Origin of the sequence: Streptomyces venezuelae ATCC 10712 (assembly GCF_008639165.1) — a bacterium.
GTDB classification, from domain to species: domain Bacteria; phylum Actinomycetota; class Actinomycetes; order Streptomycetales; family Streptomycetaceae; genus Streptomyces; species Streptomyces venezuelae.
Genome location: NZ_CP029197.1, coordinates 2,622,086 through 2,646,901 on the forward strand (window position 1 = coordinate 2,622,086; position 24,816 = coordinate 2,646,901).

The 24,816-nt window shown below is 73.0% G+C and carries 19 protein-coding genes; 7 read left to right on the forward strand and 12 right to left on the reverse strand.

Annotation, left to right across the window (positions count from 1 at the left end; genetic code table 11):
* Window positions 1-130: 130 nt before the first annotated feature.
* Both pepN (DEJ43_RS11985) and DEJ43_RS11990 read left to right on the forward strand, forming a co-directional pair.
* Complete coding sequence (pepN, locus tag DEJ43_RS11985) at window positions 131-2,680, forward strand: aminopeptidase N (protein ID WP_015033621.1); 2,550 nt, start codon at window positions 131-133, stop codon at window positions 2,678-2,680.
* A 175-nt stretch (window positions 2,681-2,855) separates the two neighbouring features.
* Complete coding sequence (locus DEJ43_RS11990; protein WP_071891287.1) at window positions 2,856-3,860, forward strand: hypothetical protein; 1,005 nt, start codon at window positions 2,856-2,858, stop codon at window positions 3,858-3,860.
* Window positions 3,861-3,864: 4 nt separating this feature from the next.
* On the opposite strand, the gene DEJ43_RS11995 is transcribed toward DEJ43_RS11990, so the two are convergent.
* From DEJ43_RS11995 to DEJ43_RS12015, 5 genes are all read right to left on the reverse strand, one after another.
* Window positions 3,865-5,010 (reverse strand): serine hydrolase domain-containing protein, encoded by a 1,146-nt coding sequence (locus tag DEJ43_RS11995; protein ID WP_015033624.1) that lies wholly within the window; start codon window positions 5,008-5,010, stop codon window positions 3,865-3,867.
* Between the two features lie 116 nt (window positions 5,011-5,126).
* Window positions 5,127-5,594, reverse strand: a complete 468-nt coding sequence (locus DEJ43_RS12000; RefSeq protein WP_015033625.1) for an NUDIX hydrolase — start codon at window positions 5,592-5,594, stop codon at window positions 5,127-5,129.
* A 9-nt stretch (window positions 5,595-5,603) separates the two neighbouring features.
* Entirely contained in the window at window positions 5,604-6,152 is a 549-nt protein-coding gene (locus DEJ43_RS12005; RefSeq protein ID WP_015033626.1) for an HPP family protein, read from the reverse strand.
* Between the two features lie 37 nt (window positions 6,153-6,189).
* On the reverse strand, window positions 6,190-7,104 hold the full coding sequence (locus DEJ43_RS12010) for a PNPOx family protein (protein ID WP_015033627.1): 915 nt from the start codon (window positions 7,102-7,104) through the stop codon (window positions 6,190-6,192).
* A gap of 35 nt (window positions 7,105-7,139) precedes the next feature.
* The gene (locus DEJ43_RS12015) at window positions 7,140-7,595 is read right to left on the reverse strand and encodes a VOC family protein (protein WP_015033628.1); all 456 of its coding nucleotides are present in this window, start codon (window positions 7,593-7,595) and stop codon (window positions 7,140-7,142) included.
* 131 nt (window positions 7,596-7,726) lie between these two features.
* Here DEJ43_RS12015 and DEJ43_RS12020 point away from each other — a divergent pair, with 131 nt between their 5' ends.
* The 4 genes from DEJ43_RS12020 to pepN (DEJ43_RS12035) all read left to right on the forward strand — a co-directional run bounded on the left by DEJ43_RS12020 (window position 7,727) and on the right by pepN (DEJ43_RS12035) (window position 15,688).
* Window positions 7,727-8,269, forward strand: a complete 543-nt coding sequence (locus DEJ43_RS12020; protein WP_015033629.1) for a CGNR zinc finger domain-containing protein — start codon at window positions 7,727-7,729, stop codon at window positions 8,267-8,269.
* 192 nt (window positions 8,270-8,461) lie between these two features.
* Window positions 8,462-11,782: a S8 family serine peptidase gene (locus DEJ43_RS12025; RefSeq protein ID WP_015033630.1), complete on the forward strand. Its 3,321-nt coding sequence runs from the start codon at window positions 8,462-8,464 to the stop codon at window positions 11,780-11,782.
* A 165-nt stretch (window positions 11,783-11,947) separates the two neighbouring features.
* Window positions 11,948-12,967: an aspartate-semialdehyde dehydrogenase gene (locus tag DEJ43_RS12030; protein ID WP_015033631.1), complete on the forward strand. Its 1,020-nt coding sequence runs from the start codon at window positions 11,948-11,950 to the stop codon at window positions 12,965-12,967.
* Between the two features lie 138 nt (window positions 12,968-13,105).
* A complete protein-coding gene (gene pepN, locus DEJ43_RS12035; protein ID WP_041662395.1) occupies window positions 13,106-15,688 on the forward strand; it encodes an aminopeptidase N in 2,583 nt (860 codons plus the stop codon).
* A 75-nt stretch (window positions 15,689-15,763) separates the two neighbouring features.
* On the opposite strand, the gene DEJ43_RS12040 is transcribed toward pepN (DEJ43_RS12035), so the two are convergent.
* From DEJ43_RS12040 to DEJ43_RS12060, 5 genes are all read right to left on the reverse strand, one after another.
* A complete protein-coding gene (locus DEJ43_RS12040) occupies window positions 15,764-17,482 on the reverse strand; it encodes an FG-GAP repeat domain-containing protein (RefSeq protein ID WP_015033633.1) in 1,719 nt (572 codons plus the stop codon).
* 129 nt (window positions 17,483-17,611) lie between these two features.
* Window positions 17,612-18,745 (reverse strand): allantoicase, encoded by a 1,134-nt coding sequence (gene alc, locus DEJ43_RS12045; RefSeq protein ID WP_015033634.1) that lies wholly within the window; start codon window positions 18,743-18,745, stop codon window positions 17,612-17,614.
* 59 nt (window positions 18,746-18,804) lie between these two features.
* Entirely contained in the window at window positions 18,805-19,725 is a 921-nt protein-coding gene (locus DEJ43_RS12050; RefSeq protein ID WP_015033635.1) for a LysR family transcriptional regulator, read from the reverse strand.
* A gap of 10 nt (window positions 19,726-19,735) precedes the next feature.
* Window positions 19,736-20,719 (reverse strand): DMT family transporter, encoded by a 984-nt coding sequence (locus DEJ43_RS12055; RefSeq protein ID WP_041662396.1) that lies wholly within the window; start codon window positions 20,717-20,719, stop codon window positions 19,736-19,738.
* Between the two features lie 5 nt (window positions 20,720-20,724).
* A complete protein-coding gene (locus DEJ43_RS12060; RefSeq protein WP_015033637.1) occupies window positions 20,725-21,687 on the reverse strand; it encodes an EamA family transporter in 963 nt (320 codons plus the stop codon).
* Between the two features lie 144 nt (window positions 21,688-21,831).
* Between DEJ43_RS12060 and DEJ43_RS12065 the strand changes: the two genes are divergently transcribed.
* Window positions 21,832-22,344, forward strand: a complete 513-nt coding sequence (locus DEJ43_RS12065) for a MarR family winged helix-turn-helix transcriptional regulator (RefSeq protein ID WP_015033638.1) — start codon at window positions 21,832-21,834, stop codon at window positions 22,342-22,344.
* Window positions 22,345-22,446: 102 nt separating this feature from the next.
* On the opposite strand, the gene DEJ43_RS12070 is transcribed toward DEJ43_RS12065, so the two are convergent.
* Window positions 22,447-22,674 (reverse strand): hypothetical protein, encoded by a 228-nt coding sequence (locus DEJ43_RS12070; RefSeq protein ID WP_015033639.1) that lies wholly within the window; start codon window positions 22,672-22,674, stop codon window positions 22,447-22,449.
* Between the two features lie 20 nt (window positions 22,675-22,694).
* Complete coding sequence (gene malQ / locus DEJ43_RS12075) at window positions 22,695-24,815, reverse strand: 4-alpha-glucanotransferase (RefSeq protein ID WP_015033640.1); 2,121 nt, start codon at window positions 24,813-24,815, stop codon at window positions 22,695-22,697.
* Window position 24,816 lies beyond the last annotated feature (1 nt).

The following is a 24,816-nucleotide window of genomic DNA, read 5'->3' on the forward strand; positions in this document are numbered from 1 at the left end:
CCGTGGAAAGAAGAAGGTGGTGCGCCGAAAGGAGGGAACCAGAGGAACCGCGACGGCATTCCCCGGTCACCGGTGTCAGCCGCACATGGGAGGATCGGTGCTGTTTCGAACGTGCCACGAAGGAGTGACCGTGCCCGGTGAGAATCTGTCCCGCGACGAGGCCCACGAGCGGGCGGCCCTGCTGTCCGTCGACGGGTACGAGGTCGTCCTCGACCTGCGCTCGGCGGTCGGCGACTCCGACGAGCCGGTGCGCACCTTCGGCTCGCGGACGACGATCCGCTTCCGTCGCACCGGTGAGGGCACGAGCACGTTCGTCGACCTGATCGCCCCTTCCGTGACCTCGGTCACGCTCAACGGGCGTGCCCTGGACCCGGCCGTCGTCTTCGACGGCTCGCGGATCGCGGTCGACGGCCTCGCCGACGAGAACGTCCTCGTGGTGGACGCCCGCTGCGCCTACAGCCGGACCGGCGAGGGCATGCACCGCTTCGTCGACCCGGAGGACGGCGAGGTCTACCTCTACACGCAGTACGAGCCGGCCGACGCCCGCCGGGTGTACGCCAACTTCGAGCAGCCCGACCTCAAGGCCCCGTACCGCTTCTCGGTGACCGCGCCCGAGGGCTGGACGGTCTGGTCGAACGGCGCGGGCGAGCAGGACGCCGACGGCGTGTGGCGGTTCGCGGAGACGGCGCCGATCTCCACGTACATCACCTGTGTGGTGGCGGGCCCCTACCACTACGTGACCGACAGCTACACGCGCGGCGAGCTGGAGATCCCGCTCGGCGCGATGTGCCGGAAGTCGCTCGCCAAGCACTTCGACGCGGACGACGTCTTCCTGATCACCAAGCAGGGCTTCGACTTCTTCCACGACAACTTCGACTACCCGTACCCCTTCGGGAAGTACGACCAGGCCTTCGTCCCCGAGTACAACCTCGGCGCGATGGAGAACCCGGGCATGGTGACCTTCCGCGAGGAGTACATCTACCGGGGCAAGGTGACCCAGGCCGCGTACGAGAGCCGGGCCAACGTCATCCTCCACGAGATGGCGCACATGTGGTTCGGCGACCTGGTCACCATGGTCTGGTGGGACGACCTGTGGCTGAAGGAGTCCTTCGCCGACTTCATGGGCTCGTTCGTGAACGCCGAGGCGACCCGCTTCACCAACAGCTGGGTGACCTTCGCCAACAACCGCAAGTCCTGGGCGTACCGCGCCGACCAGCTGCCGTCCACGCACCCGATCACGGCCGACATCCGTGACCTGGAGGACGCCAAGCTCAACTTCGACGGCATCACGTACGCCAAGGGCGCCTCGGTGCTCAAGCAGCTCGTCGCGTACGCCGGCCGGGACGCGTTCCTCGAGGGCGCCCGCCGCTACTTCAAGCGGCACGCCTACGGGAACACCCGGCTCGCCGACCTCCTCACCATCCTGGAGGAGACCTCGGGCCGCGACATGAAGGCCTGGGCGAAGTCCTGGCTCCAGACCTCCGGCGTCAACGCCCTCACCCCGGCCGTCACCTACGACGCCGAGGGCCGGATCACCGAACTCGCCGTCCTCCAGGAGGGCGACGAGCTGCGCCCGCACCGCGCCGCCGTCGGCCTCTACCGGCTCACCGGCGGCGAGCTCGTCCGGTACGCGCGGGCCGAGGCCGACATCACCGGGACCCGGACGGTCGTCGCGGAGCTCGCGGGCGAGGAGAAGCCCGACCTGGTCCTCGTCAACGACGACGACCTCACGTACTGCAAGATCCGCTTCGACGCGGACTCGCTCGCCACCCTGCGCGCCCACCTCGGCGACATCACCGACCCGCTGGCCCGCGCCCTGTGCTGGTCGGCGCTGTGGAACCTGACCCGCGACGGGCTCATGCCCGCCCGGGACTTCGTCTCCGTCGTGCTCGCCTTCGCCGGCCGCGAGACCGACATCGGCGTCCTCCAGATGGTGCACGCCTGGACGAGGTCGGCCGTCACCCTCTACGCCGCCCCCGAGTGGCGCGAGGAGGGCGGGCGGCTGCTCGCCGAGGGCGGCCTGCGCGAGCTGCGGGTGGCCGAGCCGGGCAGCGAGCACCAGCTGACCTGGGCCCGGTTCTTCGCGGCGACGGCCGCCGCCGACGCCGACTTCCAGCTCCTCGAAGGACTGCTCGACGGCACGGCGAAGATCGACGGTCTCGACGTCGACCAGGAGCTGCGCTGGGCGCTGCTCTCGCCGCTGGCCGCGCACGGCCGCGCGGACGAGACCCGGATCGGCGAGGAGCTGACCCGGGACGACACGGCGACGGGCAAGCGCCACCAGACCCGGCTGCTTGCCTCGCGGCCCTCGGCCGCCGTCAAGGCGCAGGCCTGGGCGCAGGTCGTCGAGTCGGACGTCCTGTCGAACGCGCTGGTCGAGGCGACGATCGCGGGCTTCACGCAGCCCTCGCAGCGGGCGCTGATCGCGCCCTACGCCGAGAAGTACTTCGCGTCGATCGAGCGGCTGTGGGCCGAGCGGTCGATCCAGATCGGCATGGACGTCGTCCGGGGCCTGTTCCCGGGGCTCCAGGACGACGAGGGGACGCTGGCCGCGACGGACGCCTGGCTCTCGGCGCACGCCTCGGCGGCGCCGGCGCTGCGCCGGCTCGTCCTGGAGGCCCGGGACGACCTGGCCCGGGCGCTGCGGGCGCAGGCCTGCGACGCCCGCGCCGGCCGGTAGGCGGTACGGCTCCGAGGGGCGGCGCGCTCGTGGGTGCGCCGCCCTTCGGCGTCCTCGGGACGGCGTGCCCCTCATCGGCACTCGAACGCGCGTACTTTAGGACGGGGTTGTCCCCAATTGTCGACGAGCGTGTAACAGGGGTTAGGGGGGCCTTCGGGCGCGGAAGACCCCCGGCATGAACCACAACACCCCCATCACCCCCCGCCCCCTCCCCCTCGCCCCCCACACCGGTCGCCCCGAACGCCTCGCGTCCGCCGACCAGTTGAGGGCCCAGGGCATCCCGGCCGGCGAGGTCGCCGCGCGCTGCCGGCCCGGCGGCTGGCAGCAGCTGCTGCCCGGCGTCTTCCTGCTCCAGCCGGGGACGCCCACCAGCGAGGACCGGCTGCGCGCGGCGCTGCTCTACGCCCGCAGGACCGGGACCGTCCCCACCCAGGGCCCCGACGCGATGATCACCGGGCTCGCGGCGCTCACCCTGCACCGCTTCTCCTCCGCTCCCCCGCTCACCGCCCTGGAGCGGATCGACGTCCTGGTGCCGCGCACCAGGCGGCTGCGGTCCACCGGCTGGGTGCGGGTGGTGCGCACCCCCGAGTCCCCGGAGCCGGTCGAGCTGACGGGCGTGCCCGTCGCCCCGGTCGCCCGCGCCGTCGCCGACGCGGTGTCCGGGCTCTCGGACGCCGAGACGGTACGCCGGCTGCTCACCGAGGCGGTGCGCGGCGGGCACTGTGAACCGGGCGCGGTGGTACGCGAGTTGAGCCGCGCCCGGCTGCTCACCCGGTCGCACGTGGTGGACGCGGTGGACGCGCTGCTCGCCGAGGGGCGGTCGCTGTCCGAGGACCGGCTGTACGCGATGGTGCGCGAGTTCGCCCTGCCGGACCCGCTGTGGAACGTGGACCTGCGGCTCCCGGGCGGCCCGCACCTGGGCGGGGTGGACGCCTACTGGCCGGACCAGGCGGTCGCCGTCGAGCTGGACACCCGGGCCCCGCGGCAGGACGAGGACGCGCTGTGGTCCGAGTACACCCGCAAGCGGGAGCACCTGGAGCGGCTCGGCATCACGGTCGTCCACCTGACCCCGCGCAAGCTGCGCGAGGCGATGGACCAGCAGGCCACCGTGGTGCGTACGGCCCTGATGGCCGCGCCCGACCGGCAGCCCCCGGCCTACGTCGTCGTCCTGCCGCGGTGAGGGGTCAGTGCTTCGGCGTGACGCCGCAGAACTCGGCCTCCAGGACGGCCGCGCTGTCGCCCGTCCAGTCGGCGTTGAAGTTCATGGCGAGCGAGTGCGCGCCGTCGCGGGTCGCCTGGGCCTCGGAGGAGGAACCGTGGATGCCGCCGCCGTGACCCCAGATCTCCTTGCCGCAGCTCAGCTTCTGCTTCATCAGCCCGAGTCCGTATCCCGTGCCGGGGAGTTCGGGGGAGACCGCGACGGTGGTGGTCATCTCCTTCATCTCGGCCTTCGGGAGGAGCCGGCCCTTGAGGAGGGCCCGGTAGAAGGTCTGGAGGTCGTTGGCGTCGGAGATCATCTCGCCGGCGGCGCCCGCGATGCTCGGGTTGAGCGCGGTGACGTCGTGGACGGGGGCGTTCGGGTCCCGGGAAAGCTTGGACCAGGCCGGGGAGTTGGGCTTCGGCACGGTGACGCGGGTCCCGGGGACGCTGGTGGCGCGCAGCCCCAGCGGCTTGATGATCCGGTTCTGGACCTCCTTGCCGTACGGGCGGCCGGTGACCTTCTCGATCACCATACCGGCGAGCACGAAGTTGGTGTTGGAGTAGTTCCAGTCGGTGCCCGGCTCGAACTCCGCGGGATGGGCCAGCGCGACCGCGACGAGCTGCTCGGGGCTCCAGGTGTCGTAGCGGTGCTCCAGGAAGCCGGGGCCGAAGACCTTCTCCTGGAAGGCGGGGTCGTTGGTGTAGCTGTAGATGCCGCTGGTGTGGTTGAGCAGCTGGCGGACGGTGATCCTGCGGCCGTCGTGACCGTTGCCCCGGACGACACCGGGCAGCCACTTCTCGACCGGGTCGTCGAGGTCGATGCGGTGCTCCGCCTGGAGCTGGAGCAGGACGGTGGCGGTGAAGGTCTTGGTGATGGAGCCGACGCGGAAGCGGTCGTGGCCCCGGCGCTCGCCGGCCGTGCCGGTCCAGGTGCCCCGCCCGTCCTTCGCCTGGGCGACGGCACCGGGCACCCCGGCCTCGACGGCGGCCCGGAGCGCCTCCTGGGCGGCCGCGTGGTCGCCCTTCGCCGGGGCGGGGGCCGCCAGGGCGGGAGTGGCGAGCGCGGTGGCGGTGAGCCCCGCGACCAGGGCGGCGGCGAGGACGGTGCGGGTCGTGCGGACGACTGACATGGCGGGCTCCCCTGAGCGTCTTCGGCGGTGCGTGTACCGCGGTCGGCGGGGAGGACCACGGGGGCCGGGGGACGGTTGAGCGGGGTGGGGCCGGTTGAGCGGTTTTCGGCCGATCGTCAGCTGTTCGCCGGATCGGCGAGCCGGGAGCGTCCGACGGGGGGCCGCTCGCGCCACAGGTCGAGGCCGATGTCGACGAGTCCGACCCGGGTCAGACCGGGTACGTCCGCCAGCGGGTGCCAGGCGGCGAGGTCGGTCGAGCCACCGGTCTCGTTGCGCAGCTCACCCCCGGTGACCTGCACCTCGTAGATGATCCGCAGCCCCTGGAAGTCGCCGGGGGCGGCGAGGCGGCGCAGCCAGGAGCGGCGGATCGAGTCGATGCCCAGGAGGGCGGTGGGCTCGGCGACATAGCCCGTCTCCTCCTCCACCTCGCGGACCACGGTCCGCACCGGTTCCTCGCCGTGGTCCATGCCGCCGCCCGGCAGGGTCCACCGCTTGGTGCCGTCGCTCGCCACCCAGCGGGCGAGGAGCAGCTGTCCGTCCCGTACGCACACGGCGTAGGCCGCCACCCGCAACTCCTGCTTCATGCACCGAGGTTAGAACCAGTACACGGGGTACGTCCGGCCGGTGGCGCGAGCCGAGCCGAGACCGACGGCCACGAGGAGGAGGCAGGCGAGGGCGAGAAGGCCGAGAAACGACCAGAAGGGCGGGGACTGGAGGGCGACGATCACGGCGGTGGCCGCGGCGGGCGAGTGCGGGGTGCGGGCCAGCATCATCACGCCCAGCGCGAGTCCGCCCGCGACGGCGGCGGCCCACAGGCCGGGGCTCGCCACGGTGAGCACCGCGAAGCCGGTCAGGGCGGAGAGCAGCTGCCCGCCGACGACCGAACGCGGCTGGGACAGCGGCAGGTCGGGGGCGCCGGCGACCAGGGCCATGCTCGCGGCGAGCGGCGGGATGAGCAGCGGCTGGTCGAGCACGGTCCCGACGGCGACCAGGAGCAGCAGCGCGGCGACGCTCCCCGCGGTGGAGAGCAGCAGCACGCGGGGCCGGGGCCGCGGGGGCGGCCCGGGCCGCCGGGCGGCGGGGACGGGGGCGGGGGCCGGGATGGTGGGCAGGGTCGCGTCGGGGGCCGGGGTAATGGTCACGGAGCGGTCCTCGGGGTCGATGGGGTACGGGGCCGGGTCAGGGTGTGGGTGGGTTGGCCGGGGAGTACTCCGGGGGCGACCAGCGCAGGGGGCTGCCGGACGGGGTCTCGGCGGTGCGCTCGACGCGGAAGCGGACCACGCGCCCCTCGGGGCCGTACTCGGTGTGCGCGAGCCCGCTGAGCTGTAGGGTCGTCCCCGTCTCCCAGTCGAGGAACAGCAGGCCCGCCCGGCCGTCCGCCTCCAGGTTCCCCAGGGTCAGGAACATCGCGTTGCCCGGGTAGTCCCGCCAGCTGAGCTCCCTCGGCGCGTCCACCCGGACGAAGCCGGGGTTGCCGCCGCGATGGCTGGTGTCCACGCCGTCCGGCGCGACCGTGGCCACGAAGAAGGTGTCGGCGGCACGGACGCGGCGCACCTGGTCGGGGCTCAGCACCTCGCCGTACCGCACGGCACCGCTCTCGGAGCGGCCGGCTTCGGAGCCGTACCACTCCCGCTTCTGGAGGTATTTCGGGCAGTTGGAGAAGACCTGCTCGGCCTCGATCGTGAACCCGCGCGCGCTGGGGCGGACGGTGCCGTTGAGTCGCATGCGGCGGCGGGTGCGGGGGTCGAGGGCGAGGGTCCCGACGGGGGTGCCCTCGGGGGTGATCACCCCCGCGAGCGGGTCGTGGGCGGGGATGCCGCCGGCCACGGAGACGGTGTGCGGGCCCGTGGCGCGGGCGAAGCCGGGCGTGCCCGTGAGGAGGCTGCTCCACACCCGGCCCGCGCGGTCCGCCGCGCCGACCATCAGCATGGGCTGAGCCTCCAGGAACGCGGCGGCGACGGGGCGGATGCCGGGGGTGATGGAGCGGCCCACGTGGGCGGCGAGGTCCGCGACGCCGACGCGGGCCTGGACGGTTCGGGAGCCCTGGTGGTAGGCGGGCGTCTCCACGGGGCCGGGGGTCTGGGCGCCGCGCATGGGGTCCTCCTCGGAGTGCGGGTCGGGTGCCGGGTCTAGAAGAAGCCGCAGGTGGGGGCCGTGGCGTTCGGGGCCTCCGCGTCCTGGGCCCCCTGGGGGACCGAGATCTCCAGGCGGGTGCCGTCCGGGTCGTGGAAGAAGATGCCGCCCGAGGCGGCGCCCTCGCGGTGGGCCACGACGCCCTCGTACGCGAAGGTCGCGCCGCGGGCGGTCAGCGCGGCCTCCGCGGCGCGGACGTGGTCGAGGGAGGCGGCCTCGAAGGCCAGGTGGTGGAGGCCGGCGCGGGCGGGGGCGTAGGCCTCGCCGGCCTGCTCCCAGAGCGTGAGGACCAGGCGGTCGTCCTGGCCGAGGAAGGCGAAGCGGCTCTCGCCCTCGGCGCCCTTGCCGAGCGTCTCGAAGCCGAGGACGTCCCCGTAGAAGGCGAGGGAGCGGTCGAGGTCGGTGACGTTGAGGCCGACGTGGTGGGTGGTGAGTGTGCCGATCGCGGACATGGCGGTTCCCCCTCTGGTGTGGCCGGCCCCTCTCGGGCTAACCTCTTAACTCGACTTTAGAGGTTAGAAACGAGGCGCGTCAACCGCTCACGTACTCTTGAGGGGTTAGTTCACCGAGGAGGGCTCCCGCCATGACCGCCACCGACCCCCGGCCGCTCACCGGCGAGCCCGTCTCCCTGGACCTCCTCAACACCCGCTGGAACGAGGAGGGCGTCCGCCAGGACCTGCTCACCGGGGTCGAGGGACTCGCCGTCTGGCTCGCCGCCAACGGCCTGGCGGATCGGTTCACCGCCGACGCCGCCACCCTGCGGCACACCCTCACCGCCCGGGACGCGCTCGCCGCGCTCGTCGACAACCCCGGCGACCCCGCCGCCACCGCCCGCGTCGACGCCGTCCTCGGTCACGGCCGCATCCGGGCCACCCTGACCGCCGAAGGCCCCGGCGAGCGGCCCGAGTTCGCGGACGCGGCCTGGGGTCCCGGCTGGACCGCCGCCCGCGACTACCTCGATCTGCTGCGCGGCGCCCCCGACCGCATCCGGGCCTGCGCCCACGAGGCGTGCATCCTGCACTTCTTCGACACCTCGCGGAACGGCACCCGCCGCTGGTGCTCGATGGCGATCTGCGGCAATCGGGCCAAGGCCTCCCGCCACTACGCCCGGACCAAGGAGAGCTGAGCCGAGAGGGGGGAACGGACGCCCGGTTGCGACCGGTTCGTCCGCGCTGACGCAAGCCGCGCCCTGGCGGGTTTGCGCCGCGACGCAAACCCGGCCCCCGCCAACCCTCCACAAACCCCTGTCACTTGCGAAAGGCTGAGCGGTCATCCGGCACCGATAACCGGACCCTCTCTTTCACAAGCAGGGATGCACATGACCACACCCGAAAACGGGAGCGCCATAGCCGGCCGCTCCGCGCACGGGCCCAGACGTGCGGCGCGCATCGCGGCCGCCGCCGGACTCGTCGCCGCGCTCGTCGCGACCGGCGCCGCCCCCGTGCTCGCCGCCGACGACCCGGCGGTCACTCCCCCGGTCAAGTCCTCCGACCCCGCGGACAAGCTCGGCGCCATCGACGCCCAGCGCCTCACCGAGGCCCAGGTCAGCGGCGAGAAGAACGTCACCGTCCTCGTCGCCACCGTCCCCGGCGCCACCGAGCAGGTCGCCGCCCAGCTGGACGCCGTCGCCGGCGCCTCGGTCGGCAAGCAGCAGGACGCCCTCGGCTACGTCCGCGCCACCCTGCCGACCGCCAAGGCCGAGGCCGCCATCCGGGCCGCCACGAAGCTCTCCTCCGTCCAGTCGGTCGACCTCCAGGCCGAGATCCCGCTGGACGACCCGACGCCGGACGCGGGCGCCGCGACGGGTGCCGTCACCGGCACCACCGTCACGCGGACGTACCCGGCCCCGGGCCGCGACACCCCGGCGAAGAACCCGTACAACCCGTCCCACGAGACGGGCGCGGTCGACTTCGTCAAGGAGCACCCCAAGGCCGACGGCCGCGGTGTGACCATCGGCATCCTGGACTCCGGTGTCGACCTCGGTCACCCGGCGCTGCAGAAGACCACCACCGGCGAGCGCAAGATCGTCGACTGGGTCACCGCCACCGACCCGCTGACCGAGGGCGACGCCACCTGGCGCGCGCAGATCACCCCGGTCACCGGCCCGGTCTTCACCGCCGCCGCGCAGAGCTGGACGGCCCCGGCGGGCTCGTACCAGTTCAGCCGCTTCTCCGAGGCGGTCACCGCGGGCGGCGACCCGAAGGGCGACATCAACCGGGACGGCGACACCACCGACGTCTTCGGCATGCTGTACGACCCCGCCGCCGGCACCGTCCGCGTGGACACCGACCAGAACAACGACTTCACGGACAACGCGCCGATGAAGCCGTACAAGGACGGGAACCAGGTCGGCTACTTCGGTACCGACAACCCGGCCACCGAGGTCGCCGAGCGCACCCCGTTCGTCGTGGAGATCCGCAAGGACGTCGCCATGGACCCGCTGGGCGGGACCTGGGTCGGCCAGAAGCGCGACTTCGTCAACATCGGTCTCGTCGAGTCCTCCCACGGCACCCACGTCGCCGGCATCACCGCCGCCAACAGCCTCTTCGGCGGCCGGATGAACGGCGCCGCGCCCGGCGCGAAGATCGTCTCCTCGCGCGCGTGCACCTGGAGCGGCGGCTGCACCAACACCGCCCTCACCGAGGGCATGACGGACCTCGTCGTCAACCGCGGAGTCGACATCGTCAACATGTCGATCGGCGGCCTGCCGCAGCAGAACGACGGCGACAACGTCCGCTCGCGCCTCTACACCCGCCTGATCGACCAGTACGGCGTCCAGCTGGTCATCTCGGCCGGCAACGAGGGCCCCGGCATCAACACCATCGGCGACCCCGGCCTGGCCGACAAGGTCCTCTCGGTCGGCGCGGCCGTCTCCAAGGAGACCTGGGCCGCCAACTACGGTTCGGCCGTCACCAAGAAGTACGCCATGTTCCCCTTCTCCTCGCGCGGCCCGCGTGAGGACGGCGGCTTCACCCCGACGATCACCGCCCCCGGCTCGGCCGTGAACACCATCCCGACCTGGCTGCCGGGCGCCGGCGTCCCCGAGTCGGGCTACACCCTGCCCGCCGGCTACGGCATGCTCAACGGCACCTCGATGTCCTCGCCGCAGGCGGCGGGCGCGAGCGCGCTGCTGATCTCGGCCGCCAAGCAGCGGGGCATCAAGCTCTCCCCGCTCACCCTGCGCACCGCGCTGACGTCCACCGCGCAGCGCATCCCCGGTGTCGCGGCGCACGAGCAGGGCTCGGGCCTCATGGACATCGAGGAGGCCTGGGAGTCGATCAAGGACGGCGCCACGGCGCACGACTACAAGGTCGAGGCCCCGGTCGACACCGTGATCTTCCCGGCCCCGCACACCGGCACCGGTGTGTACGACCGCGAGGGCGGCCTCAAGGTCGGCGAGAAGCGCGTCTACGACGTCACCCTCACCCGCACGAGCGGCCCGAACCGGCCGATCGAGCACGAGCTGGACCTCAAGTACAACGACGGCACCTTCCGCATCCTCGGCGACGACGAGATCGACCTGCCGCTGAACAAGCCGGTCACCGTCAAGCTCCAGGCCCGCGCCGCCACCGCCGGTGCGCACAGCGTCATCCTGGAGGCCGACGACGAGCGCACCGAGGGCGTCGACAAGCAGATCCTCGCCACCTCGATCGTCGCGAACGACCTGACCGCCCCGGGCTACGGCTACACCGCCAGGGGCTCGGTGCAGCGCAACAGCAGCACGTCCTACTTCGTCACCGTGCCCGAGGGCGCCAAGACGCTGGAGGTCGCGCTCGGCGGTCTGAAGGAGAAGAGCCAGACCCGGTTCATCTCCGTCCACCCGTACGGCGTCGCCGTCGAGGACAGCGCGACCACCATGTGCTACCCGCACTACAACCCGGCGAACACCTGCCGTCCGGACCTGCGCTCGTACGCCGACCCGACGCCCGGCGTCTGGGAGGTCGAGGTCGAGGCCCGCCGCACGTCGCCGGACCTGGACAACCCGTACACCCTGGGCGTCTCCGTCCTCGGCGCCGACTTCGACCCGGCCGTCCAGACGGTCCCGGAGGCGAAGATCGGCACCCCGGCCGCCGTCCAATGGCAGGTCACCAACCGCTTCGCGGCCATCCAGGGCACGCTGAAGGGCGGCTCGCTCGGCTCGCAGAAGTCCGAGACGCCGACCATCCAGCACCACGAGACGCAGACCCGGACCGTCACCATCGGCGAGGGCGTCGAGCGGCTCGACATCGCCATCGGCAACACCTCCGACAAGGCCGCCGACCTCGACCTCACGGTCACACTCGACGGCAAGCAGGTCGGCCAGTCGGCGGACGGCGACTCGGAGGAGTCCGTCTCCCTGGAGAAGCCGGCCCCGGGCACGTACACCGTCGTCATCGACGGCTACTCGGTCCAGGCCGCGGGCGGCACCACGTACGACTACAAGGACGTGTACTACTCGTCCGCGCTCGGCACCGTGAAGGTCGACGGCACGAAGCCGGTCGACCTGGCGAACGGCGCTTCCGCGACCGTGGCCGCCGAGGTGCTGGTCGCCGGCGCCGCTCCCGAGGGACGCCAGTTCTTCGGCGAGGTGCGGCTGGTCAACGGCCGCGGCACCGTCGCGGGCACCGGCAGCGTCCTGATCGGCGCCGTCACCCCGTAACACGCGTCACAGCGGGTGAGTGAGGGGCGGGTCCCGGAACCGGGGCCCGCCCCTTCCGTGTCCCCCTACCCGTCCCGTCCCTTGGACAATGGATTGGACAAGGCGGCCCGGGACACACGCATCATGGACCGGCAGCACCCTGCACACACGTACGGAGGAGTCCCCGTGAAGGTCGGAATCGTCGGAGCCACCGGTCAGGTCGGCACAGTCATGCGGAAGATCCTGACCGAGCGCGCGTTCCCGGTCGACGAGCTGCGGCTCTTCGCCTCCGCCCGTTCCGCCGGGACCGTCGTGGACGGCGTCACGGTCGAGGACGCCTCCACCGCCGACTACACCGGTCTCGACATCGTCCTGTTCTCCGCGGGCGGCGCCACCTCCAAGGCCCTCGCCGAGAAGGTCGCCTCCCAGGGCGCCGTCGTGATCGACAACTCCTCCGCCTGGCGCCGCGACCCCGAGGTCCCGCTGGTGGTCTCCGAGGTCAACCCGCACGCGATCAAGGACCGCCCCAAGGGCATCATCGCCAACCCGAACTGCACCACGATGGCCGCCATGCCGGTCCTCAAGCCGCTCCACCAGGAGGCCGGCCTCACCGCGCTGATCGCCACCACCTACCAGGCCGTCTCCGGCTCGGGCGTGGCCGGTGTCGCCGAGCTGCGCGGCCAGGCCTGCGCCGTGGCCGAGACCGCCGACCAGCTGGCCTTCGACGGCGAGGCCGTCGAGTTCCCCGAGCCCGCCGTCTACAAGCGCCCGATCGCGTTCAACGTGGTCCCGCTGGCCGGCTCGATCGTCGACGACGGCTCCTTCGAGACCGACGAGGAGCAGAAGCTCCGCAACGAGTCCCGCAAGATCCTGGAGATCCCCGACCTGAAGGTCTCCGGCACCTGTGTGCGCGTCCCGGTCTTCTCCGGCCACTCCCTCCAGGTGAACGTCCGCTTCGACCGCCCGATCAGCGTCGAGCGCGCCTACGAGCTGCTGAAGGACGCCGAGGGCGTCGAGCTCTCCGAGATCCCCACCCCGCTCCAGGCGGCCGGCAAGGACGTCTCGTACGTCGGCCGGATCCGGGTGGACGAGACCGTCGAGAACGGTCTGGCGCTCTTCCTCTCCAACGACAACCTGCGCAAGGGCGCGGCGCTGAACGCCGTGCAGATCGCGGAGCTGGTCGCGGCCGAGCTCAAGGGCGCCTGACGCCCGCAAGCGTACGAGGGCGGCCATCCGGGGACGGATGGCCGCCCTCGCGCGTTCGCCCTGGGAAATGTTCCGTGCGCTGCCGACACACCCCGTGGAAGGATGGGCCAAACATCACAAAACCGAGGAGTTGACCGGGTGCCTGGCACGAACCTGACCCGTGAAGAGGCCCAGCAGCGGGCGGCGCTGCTGACCGTGGACGCGTACGAGGTCGAACTCGACCTCTCCGGTGCGCAGGAGGGCGGCACCTACCGGTCCGTCACCACCGTCCGCTTCGATTCCGCCGAGGCCGGTGCCTCGACCTTCATCGACCTCGTCGCGCCCGCCGTCCACGAGGTCGTGCTGAACGGCCACGCGCTGGACGTCGCCGCCGTCTTCCGCGACTCGCGGATCGCGCTGGCCCACCTGGTCGCCGGCCGCAACGAGCTCAAGGTCGTCGCGGACTGCGCGTACACCAACACCGGCGAGGGTCTGCACCGCTTCGTCGACCCGGTCGACGACCAGGCCTATCTGTACACGCAGTTCGAGGTGCCGGACGCCCGTCGCGTCTTCGCCTCGTTCGAGCAGCCCGACCTCAAGGCGACCTTCCAGTTCACCGTGAAGGCGCCGAGCGGCTGGTCGGTCATCTCGAACTCGCCGACGCCGAAGCCCGAGGGCGACGTCTGGGTCTTCGAGCCGACCCCGCGGATCTCCACCTACATCACGGCGCTCATCGTCGGCCCGTACCACTCGGTGCACTCGACGTACGAGGGCAAGGACGGCCAGAGCGTCCCGCTCGGCATCTACTGCCGGCCGTCGCTCGCCGAGTTCCTCGACGCCGACCACATCTTCGACGTCACGCGCCAGGGCTTCGACTGGTTCCAGGAGAAGTTCGCGTACGACTACCCGTTCGCCAAGTACGACCAGCTCTTCGTGCCGGAGTTCAACGCGGGCGCGATGGAGAACGCGGGCGCGGTCACCATCCGCGACCAGTACGTCTTCCGCTCGAAGGTCACGGACGCGGCGTACGAGCGGCGCGCCGAGACGATCCTGCACGAGCTCGCCCACATGTGGTTCGGCGACCTCGTCACCATGGAGTGGTGGAACGACCTCTGGCTGAACGAGTCGTTCGCCACCTACACCTCCGTCGCCTGCCAGGCCTCGGTGCCCGGCACCCGCTGGCCGAACGCCTGGACCACCTTCGCCAACGCGGAGAAGACCTGGGCCTACCGCCAGGACCAGCTGCCGTCTACCCACCCGATCATGGCCGAGATCAACGACCTGGAGGACGTGCTCGTCAACTTCGACGGGATCACGTACGCCAAGGGCGCCTCGGTCCTCAAGCAGCTCGTCGCCTACGTCGGCCAGGACGAGTTCTTCAAGGGCGTGCAGGCCTACTTCCAGGCGCACGCCTTCGGCAACACCCGCCTGTCCGACCTCCTCGGCGCGCTGGAGGAGACCTCCGGACGCGACCTGAAGACCTGGTCGAAGGCGTGGCTCGAGACCGCCGGCATCAACATCCTCCGCCCGGAGATCGAGACCGACGAGAACGGCTCGATCACCTCCTTCGCCGTCAAGCAGGAGGCCCCGGCGCTGCCCGCCGGCGCCAAGGGCGAGGCCGTGCTGCGCCCGCACCGGATCGCGATCGGCTTCTACGACCTCGACGCGGCCGGCAAGCTGGTCCGCACCGAGCGCCTCGAACTCGACATCGAGGCCGCCGGTCTCACCGCCGTACCGCAGCTCGTGGGCAAGGCCCGCCCGGCGGTCGTCCTGCTCAACGACGACGACCTGTCGTACGCCAAGGTCCGCCTCGACGAGGTGTCCCTGAAGAACGTCACCGCGCACCTCGGCGACTTCGCCGAGTCCCTGCCGCGCGCCCTGTGCTGGGCCTCCGCCTGGGACATGACCCGCGACGGCGAGCTGGCCACCCGTGACTACCTGGAGCTCGTGCTCTCCGGAGTCGCCAAGGAGTCCGACATCGGCGTGGTCCAGTCGCTCCAGGGCCAGGTCAAGGCGGCCCTCGACCTGTACGCGGCGCCGGAGTGGCGCGAGGCCGGTCTGGCCCGCTGGACCGAGGCCACCCTCGCCCACCTCCAGGCGGCCGCGCCCGCGAGCGACCACCAGCTGGCGTGGGCGCGCGCCTTCGCGGCGACCGCCCGCACCCCGCAGCAGCTGGACCTGCTCGCCGCCCTCCTGGAGGGCCGCGAGACCATCGAGGGCCTGGCGGTCGACACCGAGCTGCGCTGGGCGTTCGTCCAGCGGCTCGCGGCCACCGGCGTCTACGACGAGACCGAGATCGCCGGCGAGCTGGACCGCGACCGCACGGCGGCGGGCGAGCGGCACGCGGCCACCGCGCGCGCGGCCCGTCCGACGGAGGCGGCGAAGGCGGAGGCCTGGGCGTCGGTCGTCGAGGACGACAAGCTGGCGAACGCCGTGCAGGAGGCGGTCATCGGCGGCTTCGTCCAGTCCGACCAGCGTGAGCTGCTCGCCCCGTACGCGGCGAAGTACTTCGCGTCGATCAAGGGCGTCTCGGAGACCCGCAGCCACGAGATGATCCAGCAGATCGTGGTCGGCCTCTACCCGACGCTCCAGGTCTCGCAGCAGACCCTGGACGCGACGGACGCGTGGATCGCCGAGCACGACCCGGCGCCGGCGCTGCGGCGTCTGGTGACGGAGTGCCGCGCGGGCGTCGAGCGCGCCCTGCGGGCGCAGGCGGCGGACGCGGCCGCGGCGACCGTCTGACGGCTCCCGTGAGATGAGGAAGGGCCCCCGGACCGCTGACGGTCCGGGGGCCCTTTCACGCACGGGACGGCGGGGTCAGCCCAGGGAGTCGATCCACTGCCAGCCGCCGGTGCCGACGGTCACGGCCGGGCCGAAGCCGGTGGGCGTGCCCGGCAGGAACTCCAGGTTCTCGGCGGTCCCCTCGCTACGGGTCGACCACAGGTCGGGGACCTTGTCGCCGTTCACGTCGCCGGCCGACAGCAGGAGGCGGCGGTCGGCGACGGCCGCCGTGGCGCCGCCGAGGGTGGCCGGGTCGGTGCCGAGGTGCTGGGTTCCCCGGCTCGGGTACTGCTTGACCGCGCCGGTCGCGCGGTCCCTGGCCCACACGTCGGCCTTCTTGTCGCCGTCGACGTCGCCGGGCGTCAGCACGTCGTACCCGGCCCACTCCGCGTCGCCGATCTGGAGAGCCGCCCTGGGGGCGAAGGTGGGCTGTCCCGCCTTCGGTTCGCCGCCGCGGTGCAGCCACAGGCCGGTGCCGCTGCGGACGAGGACGTCGGGCAGCCCGTCGCCGTCCACGTCGCCCGCCGCGAGGGGGGTGAGGCCGCTCCAGCCGGTGGGCCGGCCACCCATGGCGAGGCGCGGGCCGAGCTCGCCGCCGCCGGTGCCGGGGTAGACCCACAGGTCGTTGCCGATGCGGGCGAGCACGTCCGGATGGCCGTCGCCGGTCCAGTCGCCGCGGTGGCTGACGACGGCGCCGGACCAGCCTCCGGTGCCGATCAGGCGCGGGGTGCCGAGGCCGCCGTCGCCCGTGCCCGGGTACAGCCGCAGGTTGCCGTCGTCCTTCACCGCGAGGACGTCGGGGCGGCCGTCGCCGGTGAGGTCCGTGTCGACGCCGGAGCCCAGGCGGGCGGCGGCGCGGAGCAGCTTGTGGTCGGAGAGCGGCTTGGTGCCCGGCGACTCGGGCTCGAAGGCGTCGGCCCGGACGGTGTGGAAGTCGCGTGCGCTGAGGAAGACGTGGTCGAACTTCCTGCCGCTCGCGACGGTCGGCTCACCGGAGTGGCAGGAAGTGGCGCCGCTGGTGAGGCAGTTCTCGGTGAAGAAGTCGCGGTCGTTCTCGTCGGCCTCGACGAAGGGTCCGGTGCCGGGCAGGCCGGTGCGGATCGGGTTCAGGGCGGGGTCGTAGACGGCTTCCATGCCCGCGTTGAGGTCGGTGCCGAGGATCACCGGGGCTCCGGCGGCCCAGGTCTCGATGTGCGCCATGACCTGCGAGGAGCCGTTGTCCGGCTTGATGTACTGGGCGAGGTGGGTGGTGCAGGCGAGCGTGGTGCGGCCGTCGACCGGGCCGCGCGCGCAGAGCACCGAGCGGGCCTCCTCGTTCGCCGGGACGGTCAGGTTCGCCACGTACCGCTCCACGGCCGGGGCCTTGACGAAGACGCCGAGGCCGAACCGGGCGTCGCCGGTGGCGGACCACTTCGCGCAGTCGGGGTCGGTCGTGGTGGAGGTCCACACGCCCTTGTAGCCGGGGAGGGAGTCGCGCAGGGCGGCCCACTGGCCGATGCACAGCTCCTGGAGCATGAGGGCGTCGGTGTCCCAGGCCAGGACCTCCTCGCGGAGTTCGGCCGTCCAGGCGGCCGGGTCGAGGTCGCTCCGGCAGGTGTGCGCGCCGCAGACGTTGTACGTGATCGTGCGCACCGGCGGCGCGGTGGCCGGGTCCACGGTGTCGGCCGCGGCCACGGTCACCGTGCCGGCGAGCAGCGCCAGGGCGGCGGTGAGCCGAACTCCCCAGCGCAGGGCGATTCTTCGGAGGGTGGTCATTCGGATCAGCCTACTGATCATTCTGACGCGTACCGATCACGAGAAACCGGCCGTGAGGTCCGCCCGGCGGGCGGGCGTCGGCGCGCTGCCGCGCCGCCGGGCGGAAGTTGTGCGGGCTCCGGGCCGGGGTCAGCCGCCGAGCGCGGTGAACCGGGCGCGCAGCTCGGCCGCGCCCTGCTCGGTCAGGGCTCCGTGGAGCCGCATCCGGGCGACGCCGCCGTCGGGGAAGGCGTCGAGGCGGACGTGGGTGACGACGGCCTGGGCGGGCAGTTTGAAGCGGTGCAGGGTGTCGGGCTGGAGCTTGGTGCGGGGGATGATCTCGAACCACTCGCCCGACTCGCCGTTGCGGCCCTGGAGGGCGATCCAGCCGGCCGAGTTGCCCTTGAGGTAGGCGGTGTCGATCTCGACGGCGCGAACGGCACCCTGCGCGGCGAGCCGGAAGCGCACCCAGTCGTTGGTGCCGCGCACCCGGCGGCGGCGGTTCTCCCAGCCGTCGTCCATCTTGCGGGAGGTGCCGGGCAGGATGATCTGGGTCGGCGAGGAGTAGAACCTGTCCGAGGCGTCCTCGTACGCACCGCCGTTGAGCACGGAGATCAGGTCGAGGGTGCCGAGCAGCTCCAGCCACTCGGGGTCGGGCACGACCTCGCCGTGGACGCGGAGGCGGGCGATGCCGCCGTCGGGGTGCTGGCAGACCCGCACGTGGGTGAAGCGGCGCTCGGCGTCGATCTCGAAGCCGTTGGCGGCGTGGCCGCGGACGGGGGTGGGCGGGACGAGCTCCTCCCACTTCACGTCGTCGGCGAGCAGCTGCTCGGGGCTGGGCGACCCCTCCACCGCGGTGGCCTGGATGCTCACGCGCTGCGGGTAGTTGCCGCGGAAGTGGGCGGTGTCGACGATGATCCCGCGGATCACGCCGGGGGCGCCGAGCCGGACGATCGCCCAGTCGTGGTCCTCGGGGGCGGGGAAGACGTTCTCGGCGTCGGCGCCGCGGCGGCGGCGGGTCTCCCAGCCGTCCATGATCTTGCCCTTGTGGCCGAAGTGCTCCGGGTCGAAGACGGCCCGCTCGCGGACGAGGAGGTTCTCCCGCTCGGCGAAGAACTCGTCGTTCGCCGCGACGACGCCGCCGCCGAGCCGGCGGTCGGCGAGGTCGACCAGTTCGGTGAAGGGGAAGTCACCGGTGCGGTAGTCGGCGTACGGGTCGCCGCCGGAGTACGGGGCGGCGTCGTTGGCGTGCGGGTCCTGGTCCTGGCTCGTCTCGAAGGTCATGCCTCGACTGTGCGCCCGGAGGACCTGGTCGGTCCATCGAATGTTTTCGACGATGCCGTTCAGTTCTGCTGAACGGTCTCCCGCTGGGCGGCCGCCTGCCGCAGCGCGGCGAGCACCCGGGCCACCGCCGGACCCCCCTCCGCCCCGCGCCGCACCGCCGCGACGACATGACGGCGCGGCTGGTCGGCCGCCAGCACCCGCATGACCACCCCGGTACGCCGCTCGGCGGCGGCCATCCGGGGCACCAGGGCCACCCCCATCCCGGCCTCGACCATGGCGAGGATCGCGGTCCAGCCGGAGGCGCTGTGGGCCTGCTCGGGCACGAACCCCGCGGCCTCGCAGGCGGCGGTGGTGATCTCCGACCAGGGGCCCGAGCCGCCGAAGATCCACGGCTCGGCGGCGAGGTCGGCGAGCCGCAGACCGGGGGCGTCGGCGTGCGGGTGCCCGGCGGGCAGCGCCACGTCGAGCGGGTCGGCGAGCAGCGGGACCCGGCTGAACTTCGGGTCGTTCACGGCGGGCGCGTGGGCGGCGAGCGAGAGCGCCAGATCGACCTCGCCGGCTGCGAGCAGTTCGTACGCCTCCGCCGCCTCGGCCTCCCGGATCCGGACGTCGAGGCCGGGGTGCGCGGTGCGCAGCTGCCGGACGGCGGGGACGACGAGGGCGGGCACGGACGTCGAGAACGCCGCGACCCGCACCTGTCCCGCCTCGCCCCGCAGATAGCCGTCGAGTTCGGCGTCGGCGCGCTCCAGCTGGGCGAAGACCACCTCCGCGTGCCGCAGCACGAGGTGGGCGGCGTCGGTGAGGCGGACCCGGCGGCCCTGCGCCTCCAGGAGCCGCACGCCGAGCTGCTTGGCGAGGTTGGTGAGCTGCTGCGAGACGGCCGAGGGGGTCATGAGCAGCGCCTCCGCGGTCGCGGTGACGGTGCCGCGGTCGCGGAGGGTGCGGAGGATCTGGAGCTTCTTGATGTCCCACTCGGTCATGGGGCGCAACCTACCGGGCCGAGCTGAGCGCCACTCCGCCGAGGATGAGCGCCATGCAGGCCGCGCCGAGGGCGCCGAGCCGCTCACCGAGCAGGGCGTACGAGAGGAGGGCGACGCAGACCGGCTGGAGGTAGTAGACGATCCCCGCGCGGGCGGCGCCGATGAGGGAGACGGCCTTGTTCCAGGCGAAGAAGGCGACGGCCGAGGACGCGACGCCGACGTAGAGCAGCGGGCCGACCGTGCCGGCGCCGACGGTGAACCCGCCCTGGACGGCGAGGGACACGGCGTACACGGGGGCGAGCATCAGCGCGCCGAGGAGGAAGGTGACGAAGAGGAAGGCGAGTCCGCCGATCTCGGCCGGCCTGCGCTTCAGCAGGGCGCTGTAGGAGGCGAAGGAGAGGGCCGCGGCGAACATCCACAGGTCGCCGGCGCCGAGGTCGAGGGCGAGGGAGCCCTTGCCGACGAGGAGCAGGACGCCGATGACGGCGGCCGCCATGCCGAGGACGCGGCGGGTGCCGAGGCGTTCGCCGCCGAGCCGGGACCAGACCGCCATGATCACCGGGGAGGCGGCCATGATCATGCCCATGTTGGTGGCGGAGGTGGTCAGTCCGGCCTGGTGCACCAGGGTGTTGTAGAGCGCGACGCCGAGGAGCGAGGCGAGCGCGACGAATCCGAGGTGCCGGCGGATGGCCTTCCGCTGCCGCCAGAACGGGCGGGCGGCGAACGGGGCGACGGCGACGAGGGCGATGACCCAGCGCCAGAAGACGGCCTGGACGGGTGGGACCGAGTCGGCCATGCCGCGGGTGGCGACGAAGCTGCCGGACCAGACGACGGTGGCGAGCAGGGCGAGGAGCACGCCGAAGCCGGCGCCTCGGGCGGGCGCCGGCTTCCGGGTGGCGGTGGGGGTGGGAGTCGCGGTGGGAGTGGTGGTCTCGGTGGGGGTGGGGGTCTCGGTGGGGGTGGGCGTCGGGTGGCGGGCGGTGATCAGGCTCATGCGGCCTACCGTCGCACTCCCGAACCTTCCAGGTCCATCGAAACTTCCTGACCGTTCTTTTCAGTTGTGCTGAACGATTCGACGATCTGGCCCTCCGGGGCGGGGACCTTCGGCGTACGGGGGCTCAGCTGGCCCGCCAGGGTGGCACCGAAGGCGATCGCCATGCCGAGCAGCTGCACCGCGCCGAGCGCCTGGCCGAGCGCCGCCCAGCCGATGATCGCGGCGGTGATCGGCGACAGCGGGCCGAGCAGGGTGGCCGAGGAGGCGCTGAGCCGCTCGATGCCGCGGAACCAGAGGAAGTAGGAGATCGCGGTGTTGCCGAAGGCGAGGTAGGCGTAGCCGGCCAGGTTGGTGCCGGTGAGGGCCGGCGGGGCACCCTCGATCAGAAAGGCGATCGGCAGGATGACCAGGCCGCCCGCGGTGAGCTGCCAGCCGGTGAGGGCGAGGGCGCCGACGCCCTCGGGGCGGCCCCAGCGCTTGGCGAAGACGACGCCCGCCGACATCGAGAGCGAGGAGAGCAGTCCGGCGAGCACGCCGACCGTGTCGAAGGCCGCTCCGGCCTTGAGGACCACGAGGCTGACGCCGAAGGCGGCGGCGATGGCGGTGAGCAGGGTCTTCACCGTGGGCTTCTCACCGAGGAAGAGGGCGGCGAGACCGACGACGAAGAGCGGGCCGACCGAGCCGACGACGGCGGCGACGCCGCCGGGGAGCCGGTAGGCGGCGAGGAAGAGCAGCGGGAAGAAGGCGCCGATGTTCAGGGCCCCGAGGACGGCCGACTTCCACCACCAGGCGCCCTGCGGGAGCTTGCGGGTGAGCGCCAGGAGCATCAGACCGGCGGGCAGGGCCCGCATCAGGCCGGTGAAGAGCGGCCGGTCGGGCGGCAGGAACTCGGTGGTGACGAAGTAGGTGGAGCCCCAGGAGATCGGGGCCAGGGCGGTGAGTGCGACGACGGCTGCCTTGCGGGACATGACGGTCTCCCCCTTGCTGCGGATGCCGGTCCGAGGACCCCAGACCCTCCCGGTCTGGCTTGGCGGTAATTAACTTACCACTAAGCTACTCACTTGCAAGTGGCTTTCTTGCCATCGACTCACGAGGAAGAGGAGACTGCTCGCATGGACACCAAGACCCCCGGCCCCGCCCGCGACGCCGTCGACGCCATCACCGACCAGTGGGCGGCCGTCCGCCCCGACCTGGACACCGTGCCGATGGCCGTGTTCGGGCGGATCTACCGGCTCGCCAACGCCATGCGCGGCCGGGTGGACAAGGCATACGCGCCCTACGGCCTGGCGCTCGGGGAGTTCGACGTGCTCGCGACCCTGCGCCGCTCGGGCGAGCCGTACACGCTCTCGCCGCGCGAGCTGACGGCGACGCTGATGATCACCACCGGCGGGATGACCGGCCGGCTGGACAAGCTGGAGAAGGCGGGGCTCGTCACCCGCAGCCCCGATCCGCACGACCGGCGCGGACTGCGGGTCACCCTCACCGAGCACGGCAGGGAGCTGGTGGACCAGTCGGTCACGGCCGGTCTCGCGCAGCAGCGGGCGGCCCTGGAGGGCGCGCTCGACGCGGAGGAGGCGGAGCAGCTGGCCGGGCTGCTGCGGAAGCTGCTCGCGACCACGGCGTAGGCCCGCTCAGGGCCCGTACGGGGTCCGCCCGGACGCACGCGAGGGCGCCGCGCGGTACGTCGGTACCGTGCGGCGCCCTCGGCGAAACGGAGGAGGAGGCGGTCAGGCCTTCTTGGACTTGTCGAGCAGCATCACCAGACCGGCGATGACCAGGAACAGCACCAGCGGTGCGGCCACGAACAGGCCGAGGGTCTCGATGACCTCCAGCTTGGGGGCCGGGTCGTCGCCGTCGTCGCGGGTGAGCGCGAGCGCGGGGGACGACATGAGCAGCATCATCAGCGTCGTACCGGCCGCGAGCGAGCCGGCGCGCAGTGCGTTCTTCTTGTCCACGGTGCAAACGTAGCGAACACCTAATCGGACCGCGCGCCCGGGGGTGCCGTACGGGCGTCCGCGGGGGTGCCGGGCCCCTCCGGGGCCGCCGTCCGCGCGTGCAGTTCGCGCAGCAGCGCGTGCGCCCGGGGCGAGGCCGCGAGGCCCTCCAGGGTCAGCGGCTGCCCCTCCGCGTCCGCCAGCGGAAGCCGCCAGTTGGGGTACTCGTCCCAGGTGCCCGGCAGGTTCTGCGGTCTGCGGTCGCCCACCGCGTCCGGCAGCCACACCCCCACCATGCGGGCCGGGGTGTCGAGCAGGAACCGGTGGACCGCCCTGATCTCCGCCTCCTCCTCCCCCGGCCCCTCCGGCAGCAGCCCGCGCCGCTGGAACAGGCCCAGCCACTCGGCGGTCCCCGCCGCGTCCGCCGCCCGCTCGCGCTCCAGGTCGCCGGAGAGCAGCCCGAGCCGGTGCCGCAGCGTGACGTGGTCCCCGGCGAGCCGGGCGGCGGTCGGGGGCAGGTCGTGGGTGGTGGCGGTGGCCACGCAGTCGGCGCGCCAGGCGTCCGGGGACAGCGGGCGGCCGGTGCCCTCCCAGTCCCGCTCGAACCAGAGCACGGAGGTGCCGAACACCCCGCGCCCGGCCAGCTCCTCCCGGACGCCCGGCTCGACCGTGCCGAGGTCCTCGCCGATGACGAGCGCCCCGGCCCGGTGCGCCTCCAGGACGAGGACGGCGAGCATCGCCTCGGCGTCGTAGCGGACGTAGGTGCCCTCGGTGGGCTCGCGGCCCTCCGGCACCCACCAGAGCCGGAACAGGCCCATCACGTGGTCGATGCGCAGCGCGCCCGCGTGCCGCAGGAGTTCACGCAGGAGACCGCGGTACGGGGCGTAGCCCGCGGCGGCGAGCGCGTCGGGCCGCCAGGGCGGCAGGCCCCAGTCCTGGCCGCGGGAGTTGAAGGCGTCGGGCGGGGCGCCGACCGACATGCCCGCGGCGAAGGCCTCCTGCTGGGCCCAGGTGTCGGAGCCCTCCGGGTGGACGCCGACCGCCAGGTCGTGGACGATCCCGACCTCCATCCCGGCCTCGCGGGCGGCCGCGGCGGCGGCGGCGAGCTGCCGGTCCGTCAGCCAGGCGAGCCGGCAGTGGAAGTCGACCCGGGCGGCGAGGGCGGGGTCGTCGCGGACGACGGCCTCCGCGCCGCGCGGGCTGCGGAGCTCCTCGGGCCAGCCGCGCCAGTGCGGTCCGTGCCGCTCGGCGAGAGCCTGGTAGGTGGCGTGGTCCTCCAGGGCACGGCCGCGCGCGGCGAGGAAGTCGTGGAAGTCGGCGCGCCGCCCGGGGCCGAGCTCGACGCTCCCGACGACGAGTTCGAGGGCGCGCCGCTTGACCTCCCACACCGCGTCCCGGTCGATGGCCGCGCCCTTGCCGAGGACCCGCTCGCGCAGTTCCGCGGCCTCGGCCAGGACGCGGTCGAGCTCCTCGCGGCGCTCGGGGCCGACCAGGGCGTACTCGGGGATCTCCTCGATCCGCAGATGGACCGGGTCCGGGAAGCGGCGCGAGGAGGGGCGGTACGGGGAGGGGTCGCTCGGCGACCCGGGCACGCCCGCGTGGAGCGGGTTGACCTGGACGAAGCCGGCGCCGTGCGTGCGGCCCGCCCAACTGGCGAGTTCGCGCAGGTCCCCCAGGTCGCCCATGCCCCAGGAGCGGCTGGAGAGCAGCGAGTAGAGCTGGACGAGCAGCCCGTACGCGCGCCGCCCGGGCCCGGGTACGCGCGCGGGGCTGACGATCAGGGTGGCGGTGGCGGCGCGCCCGTCGGGGGACTCGGCCTCGACGGTGTGGACGCCGAGGGGCAGCCGCTCCCAGTCCCGGCCGGTGACGACGGCGCCGTCCTCGGTGGTGACCCGGAGCCGGGTGCCCGGCGGCAGGTCCGCCGGCGGTCCGGCGGGCTCCACCCCCTGGCGCCGGACCAGGGTCGGGGGCAACAGGCGCTCCCGGTCGGCCCGTTCCGCCGCGTCCAGGGCGGCGGCGACCGCTTCCGGCGTGGCCGCGTCCACGCCGAGGGCGCCGAGGACGGCCACCACGGTCGCGTCCGGCACGGGCACGGTGACGCCCGCGGAGGGGCTGTGGTCGGTGGCGACGCCGTGACGGGCGGCGAGGCGGGCCAGGGTCACT